Source organism: Methylobacterium terricola (assembly GCF_006151805.1).
Classification (GTDB): Bacteria; Pseudomonadota; Alphaproteobacteria; order Rhizobiales; family Beijerinckiaceae; genus Methylobacterium; species Methylobacterium terricola.
In genome coordinates this window covers 139,746-162,575 of the sequence record NZ_VDDA01000001.1, presented here as the reverse complement: position 1 = coordinate 162,575, position 22,830 = coordinate 139,746, and the positions used below count along the sequence as shown (strand labels likewise).

18 protein-coding genes are annotated in these 22,830 nt (G+C 71.7%); 8 read left to right on the top strand and 10 right to left on the bottom strand.

Annotated elements, in window-relative coordinates; all coding sequences use genetic code 11:
• Positions 1–9 precede the first annotated feature (9 nt).
• The 5 genes from FF100_RS00670 to FF100_RS00650 form a co-directional block, all read right to left on the bottom strand.
• On the bottom strand, positions 10–2,439 hold the full coding sequence (locus FF100_RS00670) for a glycosyl hydrolase 2 galactose-binding domain-containing protein (protein ID WP_139033641.1): 2,430 nt from the start codon (positions 2,437–2,439) through the stop codon (positions 10–12).
• 145 nt (positions 2,440–2,584) lie between these two features.
• Entirely contained in the window at positions 2,585–3,586 is a 1,002-nt protein-coding gene (locus FF100_RS00665; RefSeq protein WP_139033640.1) for a DUF1839 family protein, read from the bottom strand.
• A 7-nt stretch (positions 3,587–3,593) separates the two neighbouring features.
• A complete protein-coding gene (locus FF100_RS00660) occupies positions 3,594–4,562 on the bottom strand; it encodes an amino acid--[acyl-carrier-protein] ligase (RefSeq protein WP_139033639.1) in 969 nt (322 codons plus the stop codon).
• Positions 4,562–5,773, bottom strand: coding sequence for an acyl-CoA dehydrogenase family protein (locus FF100_RS00655; RefSeq protein ID WP_139034255.1), 1,212 nt, complete (start codon positions 5,771–5,773; stop codon positions 4,562–4,564). The genes FF100_RS00660 and FF100_RS00655 overlap by 1 nt, the downstream gene beginning before the upstream one ends.
• A gap of 2 nt (positions 5,774–5,775) precedes the next feature.
• Positions 5,776–6,030, bottom strand: coding sequence for an acyl carrier protein (locus FF100_RS00650; protein ID WP_139033638.1), 255 nt, complete (start codon positions 6,028–6,030; stop codon positions 5,776–5,778).
• Positions 6,031–6,673: 643 nt separating this feature from the next.
• On the opposite strand from FF100_RS00650, the gene repA reads away from it, so the two are divergent.
• The 6 genes from repA to pepT all read left to right on the top strand — a co-directional run bounded on the left by repA (position 6,674) and on the right by pepT (position 12,025).
• Entirely contained in the window at positions 6,674–7,882 is a 1,209-nt protein-coding gene (gene repA, locus FF100_RS00645) for a plasmid partitioning protein RepA (protein WP_139033637.1), read from the top strand.
• Positions 7,879–8,970 (top strand): plasmid partitioning protein RepB, encoded by a 1,092-nt coding sequence (gene repB, locus FF100_RS00640; protein WP_139033636.1) that lies wholly within the window; start codon positions 7,879–7,881, stop codon positions 8,968–8,970. The genes repA and repB overlap by 4 nt, the downstream gene beginning before the upstream one ends.
• 67 nt (positions 8,971–9,037) lie before the next feature.
• The gene (locus FF100_RS00635; RefSeq protein WP_139033635.1) at positions 9,038–9,241 is read left to right on the top strand and encodes a hypothetical protein; all 204 of its coding nucleotides are present in this window, start codon (positions 9,038–9,040) and stop codon (positions 9,239–9,241) included.
• A 61-nt stretch (positions 9,242–9,302) separates the two neighbouring features.
• A complete protein-coding gene (locus tag FF100_RS00630; RefSeq protein ID WP_139033634.1) occupies positions 9,303–9,527 on the top strand; it encodes a hypothetical protein in 225 nt (74 codons plus the stop codon).
• Positions 9,528–10,139: 612 nt separating this feature from the next.
• A complete protein-coding gene (locus FF100_RS00625) occupies positions 10,140–10,763 on the top strand; it encodes a glutathione S-transferase family protein (RefSeq protein WP_139034254.1) in 624 nt (207 codons plus the stop codon).
• Positions 10,764–10,777: 14 nt separating this feature from the next.
• Entirely contained in the window at positions 10,778–12,025 is a 1,248-nt protein-coding gene (pepT, locus tag FF100_RS00620) for a peptidase T (protein ID WP_139033633.1), read from the top strand.
• Positions 12,026–12,190: 165 nt separating this feature from the next.
• Here pepT and FF100_RS00615 read toward each other — a convergent pair whose 3' ends face one another.
• On the bottom strand, positions 12,191–12,760 hold the full coding sequence (locus FF100_RS00615) for a TetR-like C-terminal domain-containing protein (RefSeq protein WP_139033632.1): 570 nt from the start codon (positions 12,758–12,760) through the stop codon (positions 12,191–12,193).
• Positions 12,761–12,851: 91 nt separating this feature from the next.
• Between FF100_RS00615 and FF100_RS00610 the strand changes: the two genes are divergently transcribed.
• Positions 12,852–14,045, top strand: a complete 1,194-nt coding sequence (locus FF100_RS00610; protein WP_246101857.1) for an MFS transporter — start codon at positions 12,852–12,854, stop codon at positions 14,043–14,045.
• Between the two features lie 25 nt (positions 14,046–14,070).
• Here FF100_RS00610 and FF100_RS00605 read toward each other — a convergent pair whose 3' ends face one another.
• Positions 14,071–16,383, bottom strand: coding sequence for a PAS domain S-box protein (locus FF100_RS00605; RefSeq protein WP_139033630.1), 2,313 nt, complete (start codon positions 16,381–16,383; stop codon positions 14,071–14,073).
• A gap of 78 nt (positions 16,384–16,461) precedes the next feature.
• Complete coding sequence (locus FF100_RS00600) at positions 16,462–16,866, bottom strand: DUF1236 domain-containing protein (RefSeq protein WP_139033629.1); 405 nt, start codon at positions 16,864–16,866, stop codon at positions 16,462–16,464.
• Between the two features lie 289 nt (positions 16,867–17,155).
• On the opposite strand from FF100_RS00600, the gene FF100_RS00595 reads away from it, so the two are divergent.
• Positions 17,156–18,247 carry a replication initiator protein A gene (locus tag FF100_RS00595; protein ID WP_139034253.1) on the top strand — a complete coding sequence of 364 codons (1,092 nt, stop codon included), beginning with the start codon at positions 17,156–17,158 and terminating at the stop codon, positions 18,245–18,247.
• Between the two features lie 1,319 nt (positions 18,248–19,566).
• Here the strand turns inward: FF100_RS00595 and hutU are convergent.
• Both hutU and hutI read right to left on the bottom strand, forming a co-directional pair.
• Complete coding sequence (hutU, locus tag FF100_RS00590) at positions 19,567–21,231, bottom strand: urocanate hydratase (protein WP_139033628.1); 1,665 nt, start codon at positions 21,229–21,231, stop codon at positions 19,567–19,569.
• 249 nt (positions 21,232–21,480) lie between these two features.
• The gene (gene hutI, locus FF100_RS00585; protein ID WP_139033627.1) at positions 21,481–22,707 is read right to left on the bottom strand and encodes an imidazolonepropionase; all 1,227 of its coding nucleotides are present in this window, start codon (positions 22,705–22,707) and stop codon (positions 21,481–21,483) included.
• Positions 22,708–22,830: the final 123 nt, after the last annotated feature.

Below are 22,830 nucleotides of genomic sequence, written 5' to 3'. Positions count from 1 at the left end.
GCACCCGCGTCAGAACCGCACCACCTCGCTCGCGTTCACCGCCCGCACCGTGCCGGTCGGCCGCCCCTGCGTGCCGATCAACGCGAGGCGGCGCTCGCCCCCCGGCGCCAGGTGGAACCAGTTGTCCGACGGGCGCCCCTCGCCCTCGAGGGCGACGTGGACGGCCAGCGCGTGGCGTGCCGAGGCGATCCGCAACGCGACCCCCCTCCCCTCCTCGACGAGGTCGGCGGACAAGCCGATCTCCTGCGGTACCGCATCGCGACCGCTCGGGAAGTGGAACGCCTCGGCCAGCACGGTCCCGTCGGCACCGGTCAGCCGCAGATGCGCCAGGGTATGCGCCGCAGGGCCGAACCGGTAGGCGACGGTCGCATCGAAGAACCGGCCGAGCAGGGTGGCGGAGGACAGGCTGATCGACGCGCGGGGCCCGAGCGACAGGGACCGCTCCGCCTTCGCGGCGACCTTGCCGGCGGCGGCGGTGAAGGTGAGCGCCAGCGTCGCGTCGAGCGGCCGGTCGGTCTCGTTCAGGACATGGGCGTGGAGACCGTTCAGCCCTTCGTCCGAGAGCACGGCCTGGACCGGCCGGAAGGCGCGCTTGAGGGCGTACCAGGCCGATTTCGGCCGGCCGGCGACATCGACCACGCCCCAGCCGGCCCCCGGCGCGAGGTCGCGCCAGAGCCAGACCAGGCCGCCGGCGGTGAGCGAGGCGGGGCGGCGCCACTCCGCAACCGTCGCTTCCATCACCTCGGCGACGGCGGCGCGGCCGAGGGTCAGGTAGCGCGCGGGATCGTCGCGGCGCAAAGCCGCCGGGTCGACGCCGTAGAGCGCGCCGACGTAGTGATCGCGCACGTCCTCGAAATCCCAATCGGCGCCGCGGTCGCGCGGCACGCCTCCGGCCCAGGCCGGGTCACGGGGATCGGTCAGCCCGGCCTCCGCCAGGGAGACCGGCTCCGGCACGTTGGCGAAGGCCAGGCATTCGGAGGCGAAGCGCACCTCGGCCCGGCGGGCATCCTCGAACGGGCGGCCATAGGCGCCGACGCCGTAATAATGAGTCACGCCGGCATTGGTGGAGAACGGCAGGTCGCCGCCCGAGGGCGAGTTCGGCACCACGACGAGGTCGGGCCGACGCGCGGACACGGCCTCGTGCAGCATCGCCTCCACCGCCGCGGCGCGCCAGACCGTCTCCGGGAAGCCCAGCATCGCGGCCTGCTGCTCGACCTCGCTGCCGCCGCCGACGACGCAGAGCGAGGGCGAGGCCTGGAGCCGGTCGAGGAGCTGGGCGATCTCGGCCTCCAGCGCAGCCCGGAAGCCGGGATCCTCGGTCGGGTAATCGAAATTCGCCAGCATCAGGTCCTGCCAGACCAGGATGCCGAGCTCGTCGCAGAGGTCGTGGAAGGCGTGCGCCTCGTAGAGCATCGTGCCGCCGACCCGCAGCATGGTCATGCCGGCCTCGACGGCGAGCCGCAGGAGCGGGGCGTAAGCCTCCCGGTCGTCCGGCAGCCCGACGAGGTCGGCCGGCGTCCAGCAGGCGCCGCGGCAGAAGACCGGCACGCCGTTCACCGCGAGGCTCAGGCCCTCCGCGAAGGGGCGGAGCGGGGTGATCGTGCGGAAGCCGACCCGGCCGAGATCGAACGTTCGCTCCCCGGATTCCACCGCGACGGCGTGCAGCCGTGGTTCGCCGAGGGTGTGCGGCCACCACAGGGCGATGTCGGGAAGGGCGAGCCGGCCCTCGAAACGGCCGGGCGCGGTCTCGGTCAGGGGCGTGCCGCGGCCGTCGCAGCGCAGGGTCGGGGGATCGGCGGCATCCGGGACCGTCAGCCGGACGGTGAGGATCCCGGTCCCGTCCTCGACGCATGTCCGCAGGTCGATGTCGGTGGGGCGCCCCCTCTCCCCTCGCCGGGTGACCGCGCGGTAGGGGCCGACGGCGTCGACGCTCGGGCACCAGCCCGGCATGAAGCCGAGCAACGTCGTGCGGGCGTGGCGCAGCGAGCCCGGCGTGGCGAGCTGAGGCCGCCAGCGCCCCCGCTTGTGCGGCCGGGCGAGATCCTGGCCGAGCGAACGGAACGCGAGGACGAGGCTGTGGGTGCCGTCGAGATCGACCGCGACCTCGTGGGCGAGGAACATCGACCGGCTGGAGAGCAGGAGCCGACCGTCGAGCCAGACCTCGCCGAGCGTCGCCATCCCGTCAAAGCGCAGGATCTCGCGGCCCTGACCCGCGATCGTCGTGCGGTACCAGATGTCGGAGCCGTGGAGCGGCGTCGGCGCGGCCTCCGACCAGCGGCCTGACGCGCGCAGGGCACCGGCGGCGGTGCCGGGCACCGGAGCGGGGATGAAGCCGGCGAGTGCATCGAGGTCAGCCGGCCCGGCGCAGGCGCCCGGCCCGGTGACGATCATCTCCCACGGCCCGTCGAGGGTCCGGTCGGCGTTCCGCAGAAGGGCCATGTCGTCCTTGGAGGGTGCTGGAATGGCGCAACGGCGATGACATCCCCGGCGTCATCCCGGATTGTCGCCTGGGGCGAGTCCCGGGATGACGCCGAGGGTTGTCGCTGCGTGTCCGCTCGACCGGCAACGCCGGTCAGACGGTCCCTCACCCCGCGGCGAGGGCGCGGTCGAGGGCGTCGAACAAAGCGGCGTAGCTCGCCTCGGCGGCGGCCAGACGCTCGGGCAGGCCGGCGAGCCGGCCGCGGGCGTAGGCCCGGGCGAGCTGGAACTGGAACGCCTTGGCCTCCTGCGCGAGCCGCGTCGCCGCCGCCGCCGCCATGCCGAACGATCCTGCGCCCTCGGCCTCCAGCCAGGCGAGGTGGCTGCCGAGCAGCTCGAAGTTGGCCCCGAGCTGGCGGGTGGTGTTGAAGGCGTAAGCGTGGAAGGCCGAGAGCGGCCGCTGCACGAAGGCATCCTCCTTCGCCGCCAAGGCCGCGCGGAAGGCGGCGACCGGATTGGCCTCCGGCGCCTGCGCCCGGTGCCGGCGCAGCAGCGTCAGCGCCGCGTCGGTCAGCGCGGAACCGGCCAGGGCCGGACCGCAGGGCTTCACGAACTCGGCATAGGGCAGGAGCTCGCCCCGGGCGAAGATGCCGTCGTAATCCTCGCCCTCGAGGGTGAAGCGGCCGGCATTGTGGAGGTAGTCGAGCCGGCGCCGCGCGGGATCGAGGGCCAGGATACCGATCGTGGTCTTGGAGGCCTCCCGCCGGTAGGTGGTGCCGGCGGTGTCGGGCAGGAAGTAGGCGTTGACCTCGACCAGCACCGGCAGCCCGCGGGCCGCCTGGACGAGGCTGTGGCTCTCCAGGTCTTCGTAGAGCGCGAGTTCCAGGATCTCGAGGCCATAGAGCGCCTCGAGATCGGCCGCCTTCGGCTTGAAGAACGTGAACTGGTCGCCCTCGAAATCCTGCCGCAGGGTGAAGCCCAGCATCGCCTCGGGCGCGAGACCCCGCACGTGCAGGAGCTCGATCCAGAGATCGACGTAGCAGTTCGTCTCCGGCCAGGTCCGGTCGGGGGCGTGGAGCGCGTGCGGGGTGAAGCGGGCCGCGGACGTCTCCGTCCGCGGGGCTTCGATCGCAACATCCCGGGGGAGTTGTGCGAGGGCGGCCGACATCGCGGCCTCAGCCGAAGAGCTGGGCGCGCACATCCGCCGGCCAGGCGTCGAGGTCGAGGCCGTGGTGGCGCAGCAGCGCAAGGGTGATCCGCTCCAGCCCGAAGCCGACGCAAGCGGTGTGGGCGGTCGAGCCGTCGGCCTGATTGATGTCCCAGGTCGTGCCGAAATGGTCCTGGTGGTAGTTGAAGCTGAGGCAGGCGGTCGGCTTGTCCTCGCTGTTGACCGGCACGTTCAGCTCGAACTTCAGCGCCTGGGCGCGCTGGTTGTTGGCGAGCATCTTGCCGGCGCGGCCGAAGAACGGGTCGTTGGCCGGGTCGATGGCGAGCGGCAGGCCGAGGTCGCTCATCATCTTGGTGCCGCGCGCGAGCCACAGCTCGCGGAAGGCCAGCACCTGCTCCGGCGTACCCATGCGGACGTATTCGCGCATCCGGAACAGCTGCATCCGGGTCGGCTCGAGCGAGGGCTCGTGCCGGAAGCAGTAGGATTGCAGGTCGAACAGCAGGCCGCCTTCCGGCAGCCGGCCGCGGGCCGCGGCGACGGGATAGAGCGGGTAGCAGGCCGCCGGGGTCAGCACGATGTCGGTCGCCGCCTGCTTGGCGGTCCAGTCCTCGCCGGCGTCGAGGCAGGCGAGCAACCGGGCGTGGTCGGCCTCGTTGCCGCAGAAGCTGTGCACCGTGCCGGCGAGGTGCGGGAAGCCCTTCAGGTAGCCGCTGCGCTCGAAGCTGGAGCGGGCCATGCCGGGCGGGAAGCGCAGGGCCTCGGCGCCGTCGGCCCCGCCGATGCGCGAGACCAGCCGGTCGAGGGCTTCGACCACGCTCTCGAAGGCGCCGGAGCGGCCGTAGAGCCCGTCGACCCCGGTGCGGATCAGGAGGCCGCGGTCGAACAGCCGGTCGAGGAAGGAGCGCGGCTCGGGAGCCACGTCAACGGGCGCCTCGTCGGCGGCGGGCAGGAGATCGGAGGAGAGGCTCTGGTCCATCACGCGCTCAGGAGCTTGCCGCTGCCCTTCTGCACCAGCAGGAGGTTGGCGGTGTTGGAGAGGATGCGGTCGTTGTTGATCATCAGCGGCGCCGAGAGGACGTCGCGCAGCTGCCGGCCGAGGCTGAACGGGGTGCCGTTCTTGTAGCCGGCGATGCCGACCACCGAGAGCGCGCGCTGCACGATGTCGACGGCTTGGCCCGAGACCGTGGTCTTGACGTTGTTCAGCATGATCGAGAACCCGATCGCGCTGAGGGCGTCCGCGTCGCCCTTGGCGGCCTCGTAGCGGGCGAGCCCGGCGACGACCGTGCTCTTCATCGCCTGCAATGCGTTGGCGGCCTCGGCGAGACGGAGCGCGCCCGGGGGCACCTGGCCCGGCTTCTTGCGCGCCTCGGCCTGCACGAAGGCGCGGGCGCGATCGACCGCGTAAGCGGCGATCCCGAACCACACGCTGCCCCAGAGCAGGTGCGAGGCGGCGAGCATCGACTGCGCGGCGATCTCCGCGAAGGGCTTCTGCAGCACCTGCACGAGGGGCAGGCCCTCGGCCCGGAGCACGAAGCCGTCGCTGCAGGTGCCGCGCATGCCGAGCGTGTCCCAGATGCTGGTGCGCTCGAGCGTGATCTGGTTGGCGAGCAGCGCCACCAGCACCTGGTCGGAGGTCGCGGCCTCCGGATGGCGGCGGGCGGTGGCGAGGATCAGGTCGGCCTGCGCGCCGTAGGAGATGACGCTCGCCTCCTTGGTGAGGCGGAACACGTCACCCTCGGCCTCGACCGCGCACAGGCTGTTGCGCAGGTCGCCGCCGATGCCGGCCTCGGTGGTCGAGGAGGCGATCAGCATCTGCTCAGCCGCGACGCGCTCCATCAGGCCGCGATGCCAGGCGCTGTCGACCCCGTGGGTGACGAGGCTCGCGAGCTTGATGTGGTGCATCGCGAACACCATCGCGGAGGCCGAGCAGGCCCGCCCGAGGACGGCGCAGAGCTCGGCGATCTCGCTCATCGTGGCCCCCTCCCCTCCCAAGGATTGCGGGACCTGGATGCCGAGCAGGCGCTCGGCCTTGAGCGCGGCGACCGCCTCGGCCGGGAACCGGCCCTCGCGATCGACCGCGTCGGCGTGCCGGGCGGCGATGTCCGCGACGCGCTTGGCCCGCGCGTCGAGGCCGCCCGCCGGCACCGGCGTCGCGACGGGCTGAGCCGCCGCGACCTCGACGTGCATGTTCATGCGGCCTCCTGCTGGGCGAGGCCCGCCACGGTGTCCCGGATGATGCGGATGGTCGAGAACGAGCGCCGGCCGAGCGCCGAGTCGGGGAACTCGATCTCGAACCGCTCCTCGAGGGCCAGCATCAGCTGGACCGAGCCGAAGGAATCGAGGCCCTTCTCGAACAGGTCGTCGTCGTCCGACAGCGTGTCGACCACCCCCTTCAGCGACTCGAGCGACTTCAGCACGTCCCGGATATCGGAGATTTCGACCATGAGGCTCCACCTTCCTGTATGAGACGACACTCTCATCACGCAGATGAGGGTGCAATGTCAGGTATAAATCTTGGTAAATTTTCGGGCGTCTATTTTAGCGAAACACCTGCTCCACTGCGGCGCAGGACGCTCGAACGGAGCTGATGTCAGCCACTAAACTCGACCCGGCTTAACGGCTGGCAAATCCCATCGCGGAGTCGGGCGGAGGATTCCGTCAAGCTTACGGATTTCATCCAGGGAGGCGGGAGCCTAAGCCTTTCGTGGTCTCAGCCTAAGCCGCTCCGCCGGAGGAGCTTGACCTTGGACGTGGGGGCCGTGCGGCGGATGTCCGTGGTCTCCCCTGTCCGGCGGAGGCGGGGTCGGCGCCGACCCAGACCCTAGCGCCGGGGGCGTGCGCGTTGAAGCGGCCGGCGCAGCCCTCTTTCGAGGTAGCCGCATGTCCGTCCGGAGGTCCCGGTCCAGGTGGCGGGCCGGGCGCTCCCTCCCCTGCCGTCGCCCTGCCGGATCGGCGGCCGCCTCGGCGCTCGGGCTTGCGCGAGGCTTGCGTCGAACCGGCGGCGGCGATTGCGAATCGGGGCTCGAACAGGCCAATTGCAGTTTGAACGCCGAACCGGCGATTTTTCTGCAAGCAGGGCTCGCGAGCATGAATCAGCATACGCCGCCGCATCCCCCCGCCCCCGTCGCGCCCGCTGCGATGATCGGCGCCCATGCGTCGATCCTGCGCGAGCAGCTCCAGGCGATCTCGTCCGGCCTGTTTCCGCCCACCGCCGCCAAGGGTCTGCGGCGCTTTACCTCGACCGAGGCCGCCCGGATCATCGGCGTGACGGTGTCGCGGCTGCAGCAGCTCGCCGCCGACGGGCTCGGGCCGCAGCCGGAGGTCTCGTCCAACGGCCGGCGCTCCTACAGCCTCGCCGACATACACGGCCTGCGCCGCTACCTCGACGAGAACACCCGTGGCGGCCGCCGCTACCACCCGCGGCGGGGTGCGAACGAGCACCTGCAGGTCGTGGCGGTGGCGAACTTCAAGGGCGGGTCGGGCAAGACCACCACCACCGCCCACCTCGCCCAGTCCCTGGTGCTGCGCGGCTACCGGGTGCTCGCCATCGACCTCGATCCCCAGGCCAGCCTCTCGGCCCTGATGGGCGTGCAGCCCGAACTCGATGTCGGCGCCGACGAGACACTGTACGGCGCGATCCGCTACGACGACGCCAAGCCCCTGCGCGAGGTGGTGCGGCCGACCTATTTCACCGGCCTCGACCTGGTGCCGGCCAATCTCGAGCTGATGGAGTTCGAGCACGAGACGCCCCGCGCACTGAGCCGGCGCCGGGCCGGCGAGCCGCTGTTCTTCGACCGGGTCGCCCACGCCATCGAGACGGTGGCGGAGGAATACGACGTGGTGGTGATCGATTGCCCGCCGCAGCTCGGCTACCTGACGCTCTCGGCGCTCTGCGCCGCGACCTCGCTTCTCATCACCGTGCATCCGCAGATGCTCGACGTCGCCTCGATGAGCCAGTTCCTGGCGATGACCGAGGATTTGCTCGGCGTGGTGGCGGAATCCGGCGGGCGGCTGCAATACGATTGGCTGCGCTACCTCGTGACCCGCTACGAGCAGCAGGACGCGCCGCAGACCCGCATCGTCGGGATGCTGCGCACGCTGTTCGAGGACGCGGTGCTGACCGCGCCGATGCTGAAATCCTCGGCGGTGTCGGATGCCGGGCTGTCGAAGCAGACCCTCTACGAGATCGGCCGCGAGAGCGTGACCCGCTCGACCTATGACCGGGCGCTCGAATCCCTCGAGGCGGTCAACGGCGAGATCGAGGGCCTGATCCGTCGTGCCTGGGGCCGGTCATGAGCCGCAAGTCGAACCTCGACGCGCTGTTCGGCGCCCGGCCGGCACCGAAGCCCGCCGGTCCGGCCGCCCCGCCGGCGCCCGAGCCGGAGGCGTTTGCAGCTGCAAACCCGGACGCCGCCGAGCCGGAGTTTGCAGATGCAAACCCCGCCACCCCGGACACCCCCACGGGCCCGGACGTCAGGCCCCCGGAGCGCAGCCGCAGCGGCCCGGTGCGGGCGATGAGCAGCACCCTGCGTGGCCTCGCCGCCCGGGCCGATGCCGCGGCCGAGATCGAGGCCGGCAGCGTCGTGGTCGAGATCGAGCCGGGCCGGATCGACGATTCCTTCATCGCCGACCGGGTGGCGGATGCGCATGATCCGGGCCTCGCCGCCCTCGTCGAGAGCATCCGCGAGAGCGGCCAGCAGGTGCCGATCCTGGTGCGGCCGCATCCCGACGCCCCGGACCGCTATCAGGTCGCCTATGGTCGCCGGCGCATCCAGGCGGCGCACCGGCTCGCCCGGCCGGTCCGGGCCGTGGTCCGCCCGCTCTCCGATGCCGAGCTGGTGGTGGCGCAGGGCAAGGAGAACCTGGAGCGCCAGGACCTGAGCTACATCGAGCGGGCCTTCTTCGCGCTCCGGCTCGAGGAGCACGGTTTTGCCCGCGCCACGATCACCGCCGCGATGGGCGTCGGCAAGGGCGATCTCTCGACCCTGATCTCGGTGGCGCGCACCGTGCCGGCGGAGATCGTCCGCGCCATCGGCCCGGCGCCGGCTGCCGGGCGCCCGCGCTGGATGCTGCTCGCCGAGCGGATCAAGGCGGCGCGCCCCGACCGGATCGCCCGCCTCATTGCCGACCCGGCCTTCGCCGACAAGCCGACCAACGAGCGCTTCGCGACGCTGCTGGCCGCGCTCGCACCGGCCGCCGCACCACGGCCGGCGCCGCAGGTGTGGAGCGACGAAGCCGGACGCGGCATCGCCCGGATCGAGCGCGGGAAGGACCGGGTGGCGGTGACCTTCGACGAGAGCCTGGAGCCGGGGCTGGCCGACTACGTCCTCGATCGGCTGCCGGAGATCCTGGCCGCCTACCGGGCCGGCCGCTCGCGGCCCTGATGGGGGAACCGGACGGCCGGGCGGGACATGTCTCCAGATGTCCCGCCCGCGACCCGAGAGGCCCCCGATGCGCCGCGCCGTGCTGATTCTCGCGCTCCTTTCGCCCGCCACCGCCCTCGCTCAAGCTGCGCCCGAACCGGGCGCCGCCGACGGCCGCCAGATCTGCGAGGCCAAGGCCGACCAGAGCGGCATCACCGGCGACAACCGGGAAACCTACCTGCGCGAGTGCGAGGCCGGCGAGCGCCTGGCCCGCGGCGCCGCCCCGCGCTGACGCGAACGGGCCCGGGCCCGGCGCGTTGGTCGTGCTGAGGACAATCGCCGCGGAGCAGCCGATGACCGATTGGAGGCCCATCGATCGCGCCCCACAGGACGGCCGCTGGATCATCGCCATCCACCGGGACGTGCCGGACCGGCGCGCCGTGATCCGCTGGGATCCCGGACGGGCCGGGGATGGCCGGCCCTGGCACGTCGCCACCACCGAGTACGGCTACGCGCCGGACGCCTTCACCCACTGGACGCCGTTCCCGGAGCCGCCGGAGCCGGGGAGGGAGGCCTGACGCGGCGACCCGACCCGATACCAGGATCGTCCGCCCCGTGGAGACCGTCGTTGCCGGATGTCGCGATCCTGGGCTGAAGCCGCTGTGCCGGTAGCGACCCGGGGGCGGCCCCGTTCCGGCGGCTTGCGCTCACGGCGGGGCCTGGCGGCCGGCACGGCCCGCTCGCCGGCCTGAGCCCATCACGGAAGCACCGCCGCGATGGCGTCGCGGCGGTGCTGGCCCTCTGTGAGGGCGTTCCTCCCCAGACTTCGGGCCGCTCTCGAGGGCAGCCTGTGTCGTGTCTGTGATCACAGTGGTACCCGGCGACGGCCCGGCGCACAAGCACAATTGTGCGTCATTTGCGGGCATGTGGCACTTTCGTGCTCAAGCCCAGGATGACCGGGCAGGGGAGGTCGGGGGTCACGGACGGAAACGCGCGCGCGAGCGAGCCATGCCCCGCCTTCCGCTCCCGCCCCACGCCGGGCGGCGGAGACGACGGGGAGAGATCAGGCCCGGTCGCCTGCGGCAGGCCCTGCCATGCCGTGGAAGCGGATCCGCCGCGACCCGCCCGGCCGAAAACCGGCGCGACTCCGCGCCCGAACCGTCCTACGGTCCGGCCCCGGAGGAGGGCGCATCATGATCCAGCTCTACACCTGGGACACGCCGAACGGGCGCAAGATCAGCGTCGCCCTCGAGGAGATGGGGCTGCCCTACCGGGTCGAGCCGGTGGACATCACCAAGGGCCGGCAATTCGAGCCGGACTTCCTCCGGTTGAGCCCGAACAACCGCATTCCGGCGATCGTCGATTCCGAGGGGCCGGACGGGGCACCGATCTCGGTGTTCGAGTCCGGCGCGATCCTGGTCTACCTCGCCGAGAAGACCGGGCTGTTCCTCCCAGCCGGCGGGCGCGGCCGGGTCCAGGCGATGGAGTGGCTGATGTGGCAGATGGGCGGCTTCGGGCCGATGCCGGGCCAGGTCCACCACTTCCTGACCGTCGACGAGAAAGACCGCGCCTACGGGCTCGAGCGCTACCAGAAGGAGACGCGCCGGCTCTACGGCGTGCTCGACCGGCGCCTCGCCGAGGGCGAGTACGTCGCTGGCGCGCTCTCGATCGCCGATTTCGCGATCCTCGGCTGGGCCTGGCGCCACGCCCGGCACCGGGTCGACCTCGCCGATCACCCCCATGTGCGACGCTGGTACGACGCCCTGATGGCGCGGCCGGCGGTGCAGCGCGGCTTTGCCGTGGCGCTCAGCTGAGGATGGACCGGACCATGCCGGACGAGACGGCCCTGCGGGCGCAACTGGTCGAGCGCTTCGTCCGCTACCTCGCGGTGGCGAGCCAGAGCGATGCCCGCGCGACCACCCTGCCGAGCACCCCGGGCCAGCGGGCGCTCGCCGAGCTGCTGGCCGGGGAATTGCGCGATCTGGGCCTCACCGAGGTGGAGCTCGACGCGCAGGCGATCCTGACGGCGCGAAAGCCCGGCACCCGGCCCGGCGTGCCGCCGATCGGCTTCGTCGCCCATCTCGACACCGTCGATGTCGGGCTCTCGCCCGAGATCCGTCCGCAGGTGCTGCGCTTCGACGGCGGCGACCTCTGCCTCAACCGCGAGCGGGACATCTGGCTGCGGGCGGCCGAGCACCCGGAGATCGCGCCGTGGACCGGCGAGGACGTGATCGTCGGCGACGGGACCAGCGTCCTCGGGGCCGACAACAAGGCGGCGATCGCCGTGCTGATGACCTTGCTCGCCACCCTGACGCCGGAGGACGCGCATGGCGACATCCGGGTCGCCTTCGTGCCCGACGAGGAGATCGGGTTGCGCGGTGCCAAGGCCCTCGACCTCGCGCGCTTTCCCTGCGACTTCGCCTACACGATCGATGCCTGCGCGGTGGGCGAGGTGGTGTTTGAGACCTTCAACGCGGCCGGCGCCGAGATCGTGTTCACCGGCGTCGCCGCGCATCCGATGTCGGCCAAGGGCGTGATGGTGAACCCGCTCCTGATGGCGCACGACTTCATCGCCCGCTTCGATCGGGCCGAGACGCCGGAGAACACGGAGGGCCGGGAGGGCTACATCTGGTTCAACGGCCTCCAGGCCCATTCCGGCGAGGCCCGCCTGCAGGCGATGATCCGCGACTTCGACAAGGACGGGTTCGCCGCCCGCAAGGCGCGCCTGCACACGGTCGCCGACGAGATCGCGGCCCGCTATCCGACGGGCCGGGTGGAGTGTCGGATCACCGACACCTACGGCAACATCCACGACAGCCTCGGCGACGATCGCCGCCCGGTCGACCTGCTGCTCGCGGCCTTCGCGGCGGAAGGCGTCACGCCGAACCAGATCCCGATGCGCGGCGGCACCGACGGCGCGGCGCTCTCGGCCCGCGGCCTGCCGACGCCGAACTACTTCACCGGTGCCTATAATTTCCACTCGCGGTTCGAGTTCCTGCCGGTGCCGGCCTTCGCGACGGCGTGGCGGGTGACGCGGCGGATCTGCCTGCTGGCGGCGGGGGAGGGCGCGTCGTGAGCCGACCGCGGCCGTGACACCCTCCGGGTCATCCCGGGCCGCGACAGCCGAGCCCGGGATCCGGACCCACAGGGGGGAGGGCACGAAGCGGCACGCTGCCCGCGCGTTCCCGAGGCCGGCGCGGTTCCCGGGATTGCGCCGCGCGCCCGCTGGATCGGGCCGTCATCATGCCCGCCGCCCGAACCCCGCGAACACCCCCTCCACCAGCACCCCGACCCGCTCACCCCCCAGCGCCTCGTCGAACAGGATCCGGAACAGGATCGGCGCGATGACGCCGTCGAGCACCGCGTCGAGATCCGGAAACGCCTCGCCGCGGGTCGCGGCGCGGTCGGCGATGACGGCGATCTGCTGGCGGGCGTAACAGCAGCAGCGCCGGGGACCGGCGGCGCCCTCCGCCGCCAGCACGTCGCGGATCATCTCGCGGCCGAGGCCCGAGGACATCTCCTCGGCATATTGCTCGGCCCAGGCCAGGAGGTCGCCCCGCCCGCTACCGGTCTCGACCGGCACCATGTCGGGGCGCAGCCGCTCGACCGCGACATCGGCCAGAAGCTCGTTCAGCTCGCCCCAGCGGCGATAGATCGTCGAGGGCGTGACGCCGGCCTCCGCGGCGACCAGCGGGATCGTGACCTCGGCCCGGTCCATCCGGGCGAGCAGCGCCCGCACGGCGCGGTGGACCGAGGCCTGGACGCGCGCGCTGCGCCCGCCCGGGCGCGGTCCCGCCTCCCTCTCCGCCATCGCCGCCATCCTCCAAACGCAAAGAATTTGCTTTTAGCACCCCGCGGCTCTAGATCGTTAACGCAACGGGTTTGCTTTAAGGGGCATGGCGATGCGCAGAGGTCAAGGATCCTGGCAGCTCGACCCGCTCGGCGTCCACGCCGTGACGCTCGGGGCGTTCTTCGCCGCCGCGGCGGCCCCGACGCCGCTCTACCGGATCTACCAGGAGACCCTGGCGCTCTCGCCGGTCTTCGTGACCCTGGTCTTCGCGGTCTACGCGGTGGCCCTGCTCAAGGCGCTGCTCGTCGCCGGCTCGCTGTCCGACCATCTCGGGCGCCGGCCGGTGATCGCCGGGGCGCTGCTCCTCGAGGCGGTCGCCATGGGGCTGTTCCTGCTCGTCGGCTACGGCGCCGCCTGGCTCGTCGTCGCCCGGATCGTCCAGGGCCTCGCCACCGGGATCGCCGCCGCCTCCCTCGGCGCGGCCCTGGTCGATGTCGACCGTGCCCGCGGCCCGGTCGTCAACGCGGTGGCGCCGCTTGCCGGCATGGCGGTGGGCGCGCTCGGCGCCAGCGCGCTGATCCAGGTCGCGCCGCTGCCGCTCCACCTCGTCTACGGCCTGCTCGCCTGCGTCTTCGCCGGGCTGGCGCTGGCGGTCCGGCTCATCCCCGAGAGCGCGGCGACGCGGCCGGGGGCGCTCGCCTCGCTCAGGCCCCGCATGGCCGTCCCGCCCCATATCCGGCGCTCCTTGGCGCTGGTGACGCCGATCAACCTCGCCAATTGGACGCTCGGCGGCTTCTACCTCTCGCTGGTGCCCTCGGTCGTCGCGGCGGCCACCGGCAGCCGGGCGCCGCTCACCGGCGGGGCCGTCGTCACCGCGCTGATGGTGGCCGGGGCGGTCTCGGTGAGCGTGCGCCGGGGCCGGACGCCCCGGGACAACCTGACCTTCGGGGTGCTCGCGACGGCGCTCGGCGTCGTCATCGTGGTCGCCGGCATCCATCTGGCCAGCGTGCCGGTGCTGATCCTCGGCACGCTCGTCACCGGCGGCGGCTTCGGCGCCAGCTTCCTCGGCTGCCTCGGCACGATCATGCCCCTCGCCGGGCCCGACGAGCGCGCCGGCCTGCTCGCCGCCTTCTACGTCCAGAGCTACCTCGCCTTCAGCCTGCCGGCGGTCGGCGCCGGCTTCCTCGCCCGCAGCCTCGGCTACGCGACGACCGCCGACCTGTATGCGGCGGTGATCCTGGTGGTCAGCGGGGGCGGGCTCGCGGTGCTGCGGGCGCGGCCGGAGCGGGGCGTGGCGGCGGCGTAGGGAAGGGGAGGGGAGGGGACGCCCCTCACTCGCCCGTCAGCAGCTCCGCCAGCGGCGCGGTGAGCGTGCACACCACGCCCTCGGGCGGGTAATGCGTGGCGACCTCGCCGTCGACGGTGCCGGCGAGTCCCCGCTCGATCAGGCGCGAGCCGAACCCCTTGCGGGCGGGCGGCGTCACGGGGGGCCCGCCATGCTCCTGCCAGCGCAGCGACAGGACCGGCCCGGCGCGGCCGGCGACGGCCCAGTCGAGGGTGACGTAGCCGTCGGGATGGCGCAGCGCGCCGTACTTGACCGCGTTGGTGGCGAGCTCGTGCGCCATCAGGGTCAGCGACAGGGCCGCCCGGGCGCCGCAGGGCACCGGCGGGCCCTGGAGCCGGAACCGGCCGGGGCGGCCGTCGTCGTGGATCGCCAGCGCGCCCTCGAGCACCGCCCGCAGGTCGGCGCTCTCGCCCTCGCCGGTCAGCAGGATGTCGTGCGCCTTGCCGAGCGCCACCAGGCGGGCGACGAGCGCGTCGCGGGCCGCCGCCGGGTCGGTGGCGTTGCGCAGGGTCTGCACGGCGACCGCCTGCACCATCGCCAGGGTATTCTTGAGCCGGTGGCTCAGCTCGCGGTTGAGGATCTCCTGCCGCGCCTCGGCCGCCTTGCGGGCCGAGATGTCGTGGCTCACCGCCGCGAAGCCCTCGAAGCCGCCGCCGGGACCGCGGAGCGCGAACAGGTTGTAGCGCACCGGCACCACGGCTCCGCTGGCGAGATGGCGCAGGCGGTATTCCCCGCTCCAGCTGCCGCCGGCCCGGATCGCCGGCAGGATGGTTCCTTCGGCGAAGGGCAGGTCCTCGGGGGCGAAGACGTCGGTGAGATGCGCTCCCCGCGCCGCGTCCTCGCTCAGGCCCACCAGGGCGCGGCCGGCCGGGTTGACGTAGTCGATGATGCCGTCGGCATCCGCGATGGCGATGAAGTCGCTCGACTGCTCGGCGACGAGGGCGAGGCGACGGAGCTGGGCCTCGGCCCGGCGCTGCTCGGTCACGTCGAGGAAGACCGTGACCGCCGCCCGGATCGTCCCGTCCTCGTCCCGCACCGGGGCGCTGGAGACTTCGAGCAGGCGCAGGGCGCCGGTCGCGGCGTTGCGGTAGCGCATCGCCTCGCCGGTCACCACGGCGCCCTCCCGGAGCGCGCGCAGGGACGGGTAATCGTCCGGGGCATAGATGCGCCCGTCGGCATGCTCGGCGCGGAAGGATTGGTAGCGGGTGAGCGCCGGCCCGCCGAGGCTGTGGCCCAGGATCGCCTCGGCCCGGGCATTGATCAGGTTCGGCGCGCCCGGCTCGGTCCCGGCGACCGAGATGCCGACCGGCGCCTGCCGGAAGACCGACTTGAGCAGGCTGCGCTCGAGATCGAGCCGGCGCTCGGAATCGCGCCGGGCCGCCTCGGCGCGCCGGCGCTCGGTGAGGTCGAGCATGGCGCCGATCATCCGGATCGCCCGGCCGGCCGCGTCGCGGATCACAGAGCCGCGGTCGAGGACGTCGGCGTAGGAGCCGTCGGCGCGGCGGAAGCGGTACTCGTCGCTCCACACCGTCCCGGCGCCGTCGATGACGGCGTGGATCGAGGCGTCGATCCGGGCGCGGTCGTCGGGATGGATATGGTCGATCCACCACGCCCCGGTCGGCGCGACCTCCGCGAGGGGGTGGCCGTAGGCGGCCTGCAGCGCCTCGTTCCACAGCACGTGGTCGGTGGCGAAGTCCCAGTCCCAGATCGCGTCGTTGGTGGCGCGCGCCGCCAGGCGGTAGCGCTCCTCGGTGGCCTGCACCGCCCGCAGCGCCGCCTCGCGCTCGGCGGCCGCCCGGCGCATCGCCAGATGGCCCGTCACCTGGCGCGCCAGGGCGCGGAGGTCGTCCGCCTCGGTCGCGCTTAAGCCCTCGGGCCGGGACACGTAGTCGATCACGCAGAGCGTGCCGAGGACGTGCCCCTCCGGCGTGCGCAAAGGCGCCCCGGCATAGAACCGGATGCCGGGCGAGGCGGTGACGAGCGGGTTGTCGCGGGTGCGCGGGTCCTGCGTCAGGTCCGGGATGACGAGGAGCGAATCCGGCTGCGTCAGGGCGTGGGCGCAGACCGAGCGGCCGAGGTCGGTCTGGGCCAAGGGGAAGCCGGTGCGGGCCTTGAACCATTGCCGGGTGCCGGCGACGAGGCTCACCAGCGCGACCGGCGTGTCGCACAGGCGGCTCGCCAGTCGCACCACGTCGTCGAAGCCCTGCTCGGGCAGGGTGTCGAGGACGGCGTGAGCCTCGAGCGCGGCCAGGCGGCCAGGGTCGCAGACGACGCTCGGAGGATCGGAGGGGCGTGACATTCCGGACGGGGGTTTCTTCCTACCGGCTCTTACCCCGAACCCGGCCCCGGCGTCACGAACGATCGCGGCCTATCCCCGTCAGTCGATCACCTCGACGATGCGACGGGTGCCCGGCTCGACCAGGACCGGGTGGTCGTTGACGATGGTGTAGTTGTAGCCCTTGAGGGCGAATTCCGGCGGCACGTCGTAGTAGATCACGCCCTCGGGCGGCAGCACGGTGCCGGCGCGGATCGGCCCCTGATACGCGAAGGAGGGCCGGCGCTCGCCGGCGGCGTAGATGCGGAATCGCTCGCGCCGGTCGATGCCCAGGATGCTGTTGGCGGTGCCGACGGCGGCCCCGATGGCGCTCCCCACCACCGCCCCGACCGGTCCGGCGATCGCCTCGCCCCTTGCCGCACCGTCCTGTGCGCCCCGGACGGTGCCCTGGGCCTGGGCGGCCGTGAGGCTGGTGGCGAGGAGGAGGGCGGCGGTGACGAAGCGCATGGGAGGTCTCAGGCTGAGCTTGGCTGTTGCGGGAGAACGGCGCGGGGGCGGGGGAAGTTCCGGGCCGCGCCGGCCGCCTGGACGAACGCCGCAATCCGGAATCGACGTTAACCGCGATTGAAGAGGATCGGGGACGACCTCCGAAAACCCATTGGCGTCCACGATTTGGAAGGCGGGCGGGTCCTAGCGTCGTCGGCATGAGCGGGATGTTGGACGGCACGACGGCAGGGAGCGGCACGGCGCGGCAGGGGCCGGGGCTGCCGGATGCGGGCATGACACGGGCGTGACGATGAGCCATCGGCGCAACGACCAGATCGACATGGTGGTGCCCTTCGTGCACTTCCGCGACCAGCGGGAGACGATGGAGCGGCCGTTCTTCTCGATCGCCAAGCAGAAGCGCCTGAAGGAGATCGACTATACGAGCCCGGACGGCTCGGTCTGGGTGCGGGTGCTGCCGAACCAGGCCTACGGCATGGCGACGATCTGGGATGCCGACATCCTGATCTGGGCCGCCTCGACGATCTGCGAGATGAAGAAGCGCGGCCGCAACGACATCCCGCGCAAGCTGAACTTCATGCCCTACGACCTCCTGAAGGGCATCGGCCGCGAGACTGGCGGGCGGCAGTACAAGCTCCTGCGCGACGCGCTGTTTCGCCTGCAATCGACCTCGGTGCGCACCAACATCCGGGCCGAGAAGGCCAAGCGCAAGGAGCGCCAGTTCAGCTGGATCGACTCGTTCGACGACACGATCGACGAGGAGACCAATGCCAGCCGCGGCATGTCGATCACCCTGTCGGACTGGTTCTACGAGGGCGTGCTGATGGATGGCGGCGTGCTCGCCATCGATCCCGCCTATTTCGGCATCACCGGCGGACGCGAGCGCTGGCTCTACCGCATCGCCCGCAAGCATGCCGGCGGGGCAGGGGAGGGGGGCTTCGCCATCAGCCTGCCGACCCTGTTCGAGAAGTCGGGCGCCGAGGGCACCTATCGCCGGTTCAAGTTCGAGATCGCCAAGATCGCCAAGGCCGACGAGCTGCCGGGCTTCGTGCTGCGGATCGAGGACAAGGAGCGCGGCGAGCCGCACCTGCGGATGATCCGCCGCGACCTCGTGACCGACGAGATCCTGATCGCTGCCGCGCCGAAGCCCAAGAGCCCCACCAAGCGCACCCGCAAGCCGAAGGCGGCACAGGAGCTGCCGCTGTTCCGCCACCTGTCGGATGAGACGATCGCGCTCTGCCGCAAGGCCCATCCGGGCTGGGACGTCTACGGGCTGAAGACCGAGTTCGACCACTGGCTCGAAGGCGATGCCGACCGCGAGCCGAAGAACTACGAGAGCGCCTTCCTGGGCTTCGCCGAGCGCTTCGTGCGCGACGCCCACTGATCCACAGGCCTCCCGTTCCCGATGTACGGGTCCGGGGCCATGGGGACGGGGGGTGCCCGAGGAGAAATCCCCGGAATCCCTGTGAACGAGTCGGGTGGACTCGGCACTTCGGGAACGCCGCAGGGTCGGATCGGCACTTCGGGAACGGGCACCGTGCGATCGGGAACGCCGGCACGGCACTTCGGGGACAGGACTCGCGGTACAACGGGGACAGATCCTCGGCACAACGGGAACGGCCGACTCGCATTAAGCATTTGGGCGCGTTTCGGGAATCGCCGCCGCCGAAGCGCCTAAATCCATAAAGATTCCTGTAACACTCTAAGCGGTGCATTCTGGGGAAAAGCCGGACAACGACTCACGCCCCGAGTCCGCACCCATCGACCGAGCCCCCGAACCGAGAAGACCCGAGTCGAGTCGCCGTCCACGAGCGTCCACCGGAGTCCACAGGCCTCATCGGAACGAATCACCTGGCCACCGCATCTGTCGAAGGGAGCGGGAGCGGCAGGACGTGACTCGTGAAAGCTTTCCTGTGGGACTCTCCGGGGTGGAGGATCGCGTTCTCGACTCGTCAGACCTCGCATCGTACGAGCGGATTCAGGAACGGATGGGATGGATCGGGCGATGCGGGACGACGGCTGACGTGGATCAGGATCATGGCGAACCGTTCGTGAAGTACGCCCCGGCAGCGACTGATCCGGGAACGAAGGCATCGGGGCGAGGCCGACCCTCGACCGCGCCGTGTGGTGGCGCCACTCGCGGTCGTCGGCGGTGGATGGCACGAGGATCGGCGGAGCGGCGTACATCGGGGACAGCGGGGATGGGCGACCGGTCGGGGACCGGATCATGCACGGTTTCCCCACCATTCCGGACCCTGCGTCAGTGGACAGGGCGGGCGCGGGAGGGCGGCTCCGGGGATCGGCAGCGGCCAATCGAGCAAGGGCCGGTTTCGCCCTGTGCGGGCGTCTTCGCCAGGGTTGCGGCGTGAGAATGGGAAGTTCCCGAAGTACGTCGGACGGTATCGGGAGGGCTCATCGACGATGGGCAGGGTGTCTGGACACGGCGGACCGGCTCTCACGTCAGCACAATCCCGATCTCATACCCTCGTGCCTTCGAACGAGTTCGTTCGAAGGCGCTGCGGTATCAGAACCTCCCAACTGTCCTCACCGGTACGGACAGCCTTCGCGTCATTCCGGGGCCGCGCAGCAGAGCCCGGAATGACGGCGTGGGCTTGAACGTGATGACGAACGATCGGACACGGCTTCAGGACGAGAACCGTCAGGAGGACCGGTCCGAACGTCCTCGTAACCCGGGGAAAACCCTCACCCCAGGCTCGGCAGATCCAGCCCGTGCTCCCGGGCGCAGGCCGCCGCCTCCTCGTAACCGGCATCGGCATGGCGCATCACGCCGGTGGCGGGGTCGTTCCACAAAACCCGCTCCAGGCGCCGGTCGGCGGCCTCGCTGCCGTCGCAGACGATCACCATGCCGGCATGCTGCGAGAAGCCCATCCCGACCCCGCCGCCATGGTGCAGCGAGACCCAGGTCGCGCCGGACGCGGTGTTGAGGAGGGCATTGAGGAGCGGCCAGTCGGAGACCGCGTCCGAGCCGTCGCGCATCGCCTCCGTCTCGCGGTTCGGCGAGGCGACTGAGCCGGAATCGAGGTGGTCGCGGCCGATGACGATCGGCGCCTTCAATTCGCCGGTGCGCACCATCTCGTTGAAGGCGAGCCCGAGGCGGTGGCGGTCGCCGAGGCCCACCCAGCAGATCCGCGCCGGCAGGCCCTGGAACCGGATCTTCTCCCGCGCCATGTCGAGCCAGCGGTGGAGGTGGTGGTTGTCGGGCAGAAGCTCCTTCACCTTGGCGTCGGTGCGGTAGATGTCCTCGGGGTCGCCCGAGAGCGCGCACCAGCGGAACGGGCCGACGCCGCGGCAGAACAGCGGGCGGATATAGGCCGGCACGAAGCCCGGGAAGGCGAAGGCGTCCTCGACGCCCTCCTCCAGCGCCATCTGGCGGATGTTGTTGCCGTAATCGACCACCGGCACCCCGGCGCGGTGGAAATCGAGCATCGCCCGGACATGCACCGCCATCGAGCGCCTGGCGGCTGCCGCCACCGCGGCCGGATCGCTCTCGCGCTTGGCTTCCCACTCGGCCACCGTCCAGCCCGCCGGCAGATAGCCGTTGACCGGATCGTGGGCGGAGGTCTGGTCGGTGACGCAGTCGGGACGCACGCCGCGGGCGTAGAGCTCGCCGAAGATCTCGGCGGCGTTGCCGAGAAGTGCCACCGAGCGCGGGGTCTTGGTCCGGCCGGATTCCGCGATCAGCTCTAGGGCATGGTCGAGGTCGCGGGCCTGGACGTCGACGTATCCGGTGCGCAAGCGGAACTCGATGCGCGAGGCCTGCGCCTCGACGGCGAGGCAGGAGGCGCCCGCCATGGTGGCGGCGAGCGTCTGCGCGCCGCCCATGCCGCCGAGGCCCGCCGTGAGGATCCACCGGCCCGACAGGTCGCCGGCGTAATGCTGGCGGCCCATCTCGACGAAGGTCTCGTAGGTGCCCTGCACGATGCCCTGGCTGCCGATATAGATCCAGGACCCGGCCGTCATCTGGCCGTACATCATCAGGCCCTTGCGATCGAGCTCGTGGAAGTGGTCCCAGGTCGCCCAGTGCGGCACCAGGTTCGAGTTGGCGATCAGCACCCGCGGGGCATCGGCGTGGGTGCGGAACACGCCGACCGGCTTGCCGGACTGGACCAAGAGGGTCTGGTCGTCGTCGAGGTCGCGCAGGGCCGCCACGATCCGGTCGAAGCTCGCCCAGTCCCGCGCCGCCCGGCCGATGCCGCCATAGACGACGAGTTCGCCCGGCCGCTCGGCGACGTCGGGATCGAGGTTGTTCATCAGCATCCGCAGCGGCGCCTCGGTGAGCCAGCTCTTGGCGGTGAGGGTCGAGCCGTGGGGGGCGCGGATGGTGCGGGCGTTGTCGATGCGGGTCATGGCTGGGGGCTCCGGACGGTCACGTGAGTCGGACAGTGCTTTGATGAAACCGGAAGAGTTCAAACCCTCGATCGTCAGTCCGGGGCCGCGCAGCGGAGCCCGGACGTCGGAAGCGATGATGGTTCGGGACAAGGCGGGGCGCGGTCCGCCTTGTTCTTTTCCACCTGCGGTCCTGGATTCCGGGCCAAGCCGTGCGGCCGCGGAATGACCCGGTGGATGTCAGGTCCGTCGCGTCATGAGGGCGGCCACTCAGTCGCGAGCCGCCCGGATCCGGACATGAAGCGGGTTGAACCCCATCCGGTAGACGAGCTCGGCCGGCCGCTCGACCGACCAGACCGCGAGGTCGGCGCGCTTACCGGCTTCGAGGGTGCCGGCCTCGGCGAGGATCCCGAGGGCGCGGGCGGCCTCGCGGGTGACCCCGGCCAGGCACTCATCGACGGTGAGGCGGAACAGCGTCGCGGCCATGTTCATGGCCAGCAGCAGCGAGGTCAGCGGCGAGGTGCCCGGATTGCAGTCGGTGGCGACCGCCAGGGGAACGCCGTAGCGCCGGAACAGGTCGACTGGGGGCAGCTTGGTCTCGCGGATGAAGTAGTAGGCGCCGGGCAGCAGCACCGCGACGGTGCCGCTCGCCGCCATGGCGGCGGCCCCGGCCGCGTCGGTATGCTCCAGGTGGTCGGCCGAGAGGGCCTGGTAGCGGGCGGCGAGCGCGGCGCCGCCGAGATTCGAGAGCTGGTCGGCGTGGAGCTTCACCGGCAGGCCGTGCGCCGCGGCGCGGTCGAACACCCGCGCGACCTGCTCGGGCGAGAAGGCGATCCCCTCGCAGAAGGCATCGACCGCATCGACGAGGCCCTCCGCGGCCAACGCCGGCAGCATCGTGCCGGCCACCTCGGCGATGTACCGGTCCTTGTCGCCGCCAGCCTCCGGCGGCAGGGCGTGGGCGCCGAGGAAGGTGGTGCGGATGCCGACCGGCCGGACCTCGCCGAGGCGGCGGGCGGCGCGCAGCGCCTTGCGCTCGCCCGGCAGGTCGAGGCCGTAGCCGGACTTCACCTCGACGGTGGTGACGCCCTCGGCCAGCAGCGCGTCGAGCCGGGGCAGGGTCTGGCGCACCAGATCGTCCTCGCTCGCCGCGCGCAGGGCGGCGACCGAGGAGACGATGCCGCCGCCGGCCCGCGCCACCTCCTCGTAGGAGGCGCCGGCGAGCCGCAGCTCGAATTCGTGGGCCCGGTCGCCAGCCCAGACGAGGTGGGTGTGACAGTCGATCAGCCCCGGGGTGATCCAGCGGCCCTCGCCGTCGATGGTCTCGGCCCCGGCGAGCGCCGCCCCCGGCAGGTCGGCCTCCGCGCCGGCGAAGGCGATGCGGCCGTCGCGGATCGCGAGCGCGCCCTTCTCCACCGCGCCGATGCCCGGGAGGGTGGGCGCGAAGGTGGCGAGCCTGACGTTGCGCCAGACCTGCGGCGGTCGCTCTGCCTCGCTCATACCCGCATCCTCCCGGTGAATCGCTCATATGTATAGACATGAGAGATCCAGTTTGTATAGACATGAATGGACGCGAGCGGGCCGTTCGGGTCACAGTGCCGAGCCCCAATGCAGGAGACGCGC

Coding starts and splice junctions, on each gene's coding strand:
- FF100_RS00670 (WP_139033641.1), bottom strand. CDS start 2,439: ATGGCCCTTCTGCGGAACGCCGACCGGACCCTCGACGGGCCGTGGGAG.
- FF100_RS00665 (WP_139033640.1), bottom strand. CDS start 3,586: ATGTCGGCCGCCCTCGCACAACTCCCCCGGGATGTTGCGATCGAAGCC.
- FF100_RS00660 (WP_139033639.1), bottom strand. CDS start 4,562: ATGGACCAGAGCCTCTCCTCCGATCTCCTGCCCGCCGCCGACGAGGCG.
- FF100_RS00655 (WP_139034255.1), bottom strand. CDS start 5,773: ATGCACGTCGAGGTCGCGGCGGCTCAGCCCGTCGCGACGCCGGTGCCG.
- FF100_RS00650 (WP_139033638.1), bottom strand. CDS start 6,030: ATGGTCGAAATCTCCGATATCCGGGACGTGCTGAAGTCGCTCGAGTCG.
- repA (WP_139033637.1), top strand. CDS start 6,674: ATGAATCAGCATACGCCGCCGCATCCCCCCGCCCCCGTCGCGCCCGCT.
- repB (WP_139033636.1), top strand. CDS start 7,879: ATGAGCCGCAAGTCGAACCTCGACGCGCTGTTCGGCGCCCGGCCGGCA.
- FF100_RS00635 (WP_139033635.1), top strand. CDS start 9,038: ATGCGCCGCGCCGTGCTGATTCTCGCGCTCCTTTCGCCCGCCACCGCC.
- FF100_RS00630 (WP_139033634.1), top strand. CDS start 9,303: ATGACCGATTGGAGGCCCATCGATCGCGCCCCACAGGACGGCCGCTGG.
- pepT (WP_139033633.1), top strand. CDS start 10,778: ATGCCGGACGAGACGGCCCTGCGGGCGCAACTGGTCGAGCGCTTCGTC.
- FF100_RS00615 (WP_139033632.1), bottom strand. CDS start 12,760: ATGGCGGAGAGGGAGGCGGGACCGCGCCCGGGCGGGCGCAGCGCGCGC.
- FF100_RS00610 (WP_246101857.1), top strand. CDS start 12,852: ATGCGCAGAGGTCAAGGATCCTGGCAGCTCGACCCGCTCGGCGTCCAC.
- FF100_RS00605 (WP_139033630.1), bottom strand. CDS start 16,383: ATGTCACGCCCCTCCGATCCTCCGAGCGTCGTCTGCGACCCTGGCCGC.
- FF100_RS00600 (WP_139033629.1), bottom strand. CDS start 16,866: ATGCGCTTCGTCACCGCCGCCCTCCTCCTCGCCACCAGCCTCACGGCC.
- FF100_RS00595 (WP_139034253.1), top strand. CDS start 17,156: ATGAGCCATCGGCGCAACGACCAGATCGACATGGTGGTGCCCTTCGTG.
- hutU (WP_139033628.1), bottom strand. CDS start 21,231: ATGACCCGCATCGACAACGCCCGCACCATCCGCGCCCCCCACGGCTCG.
- hutI (WP_139033627.1), bottom strand. CDS start 22,707: ATGAGCGAGGCAGAGCGACCGCCGCAGGTCTGGCGCAACGTCAGGCTC.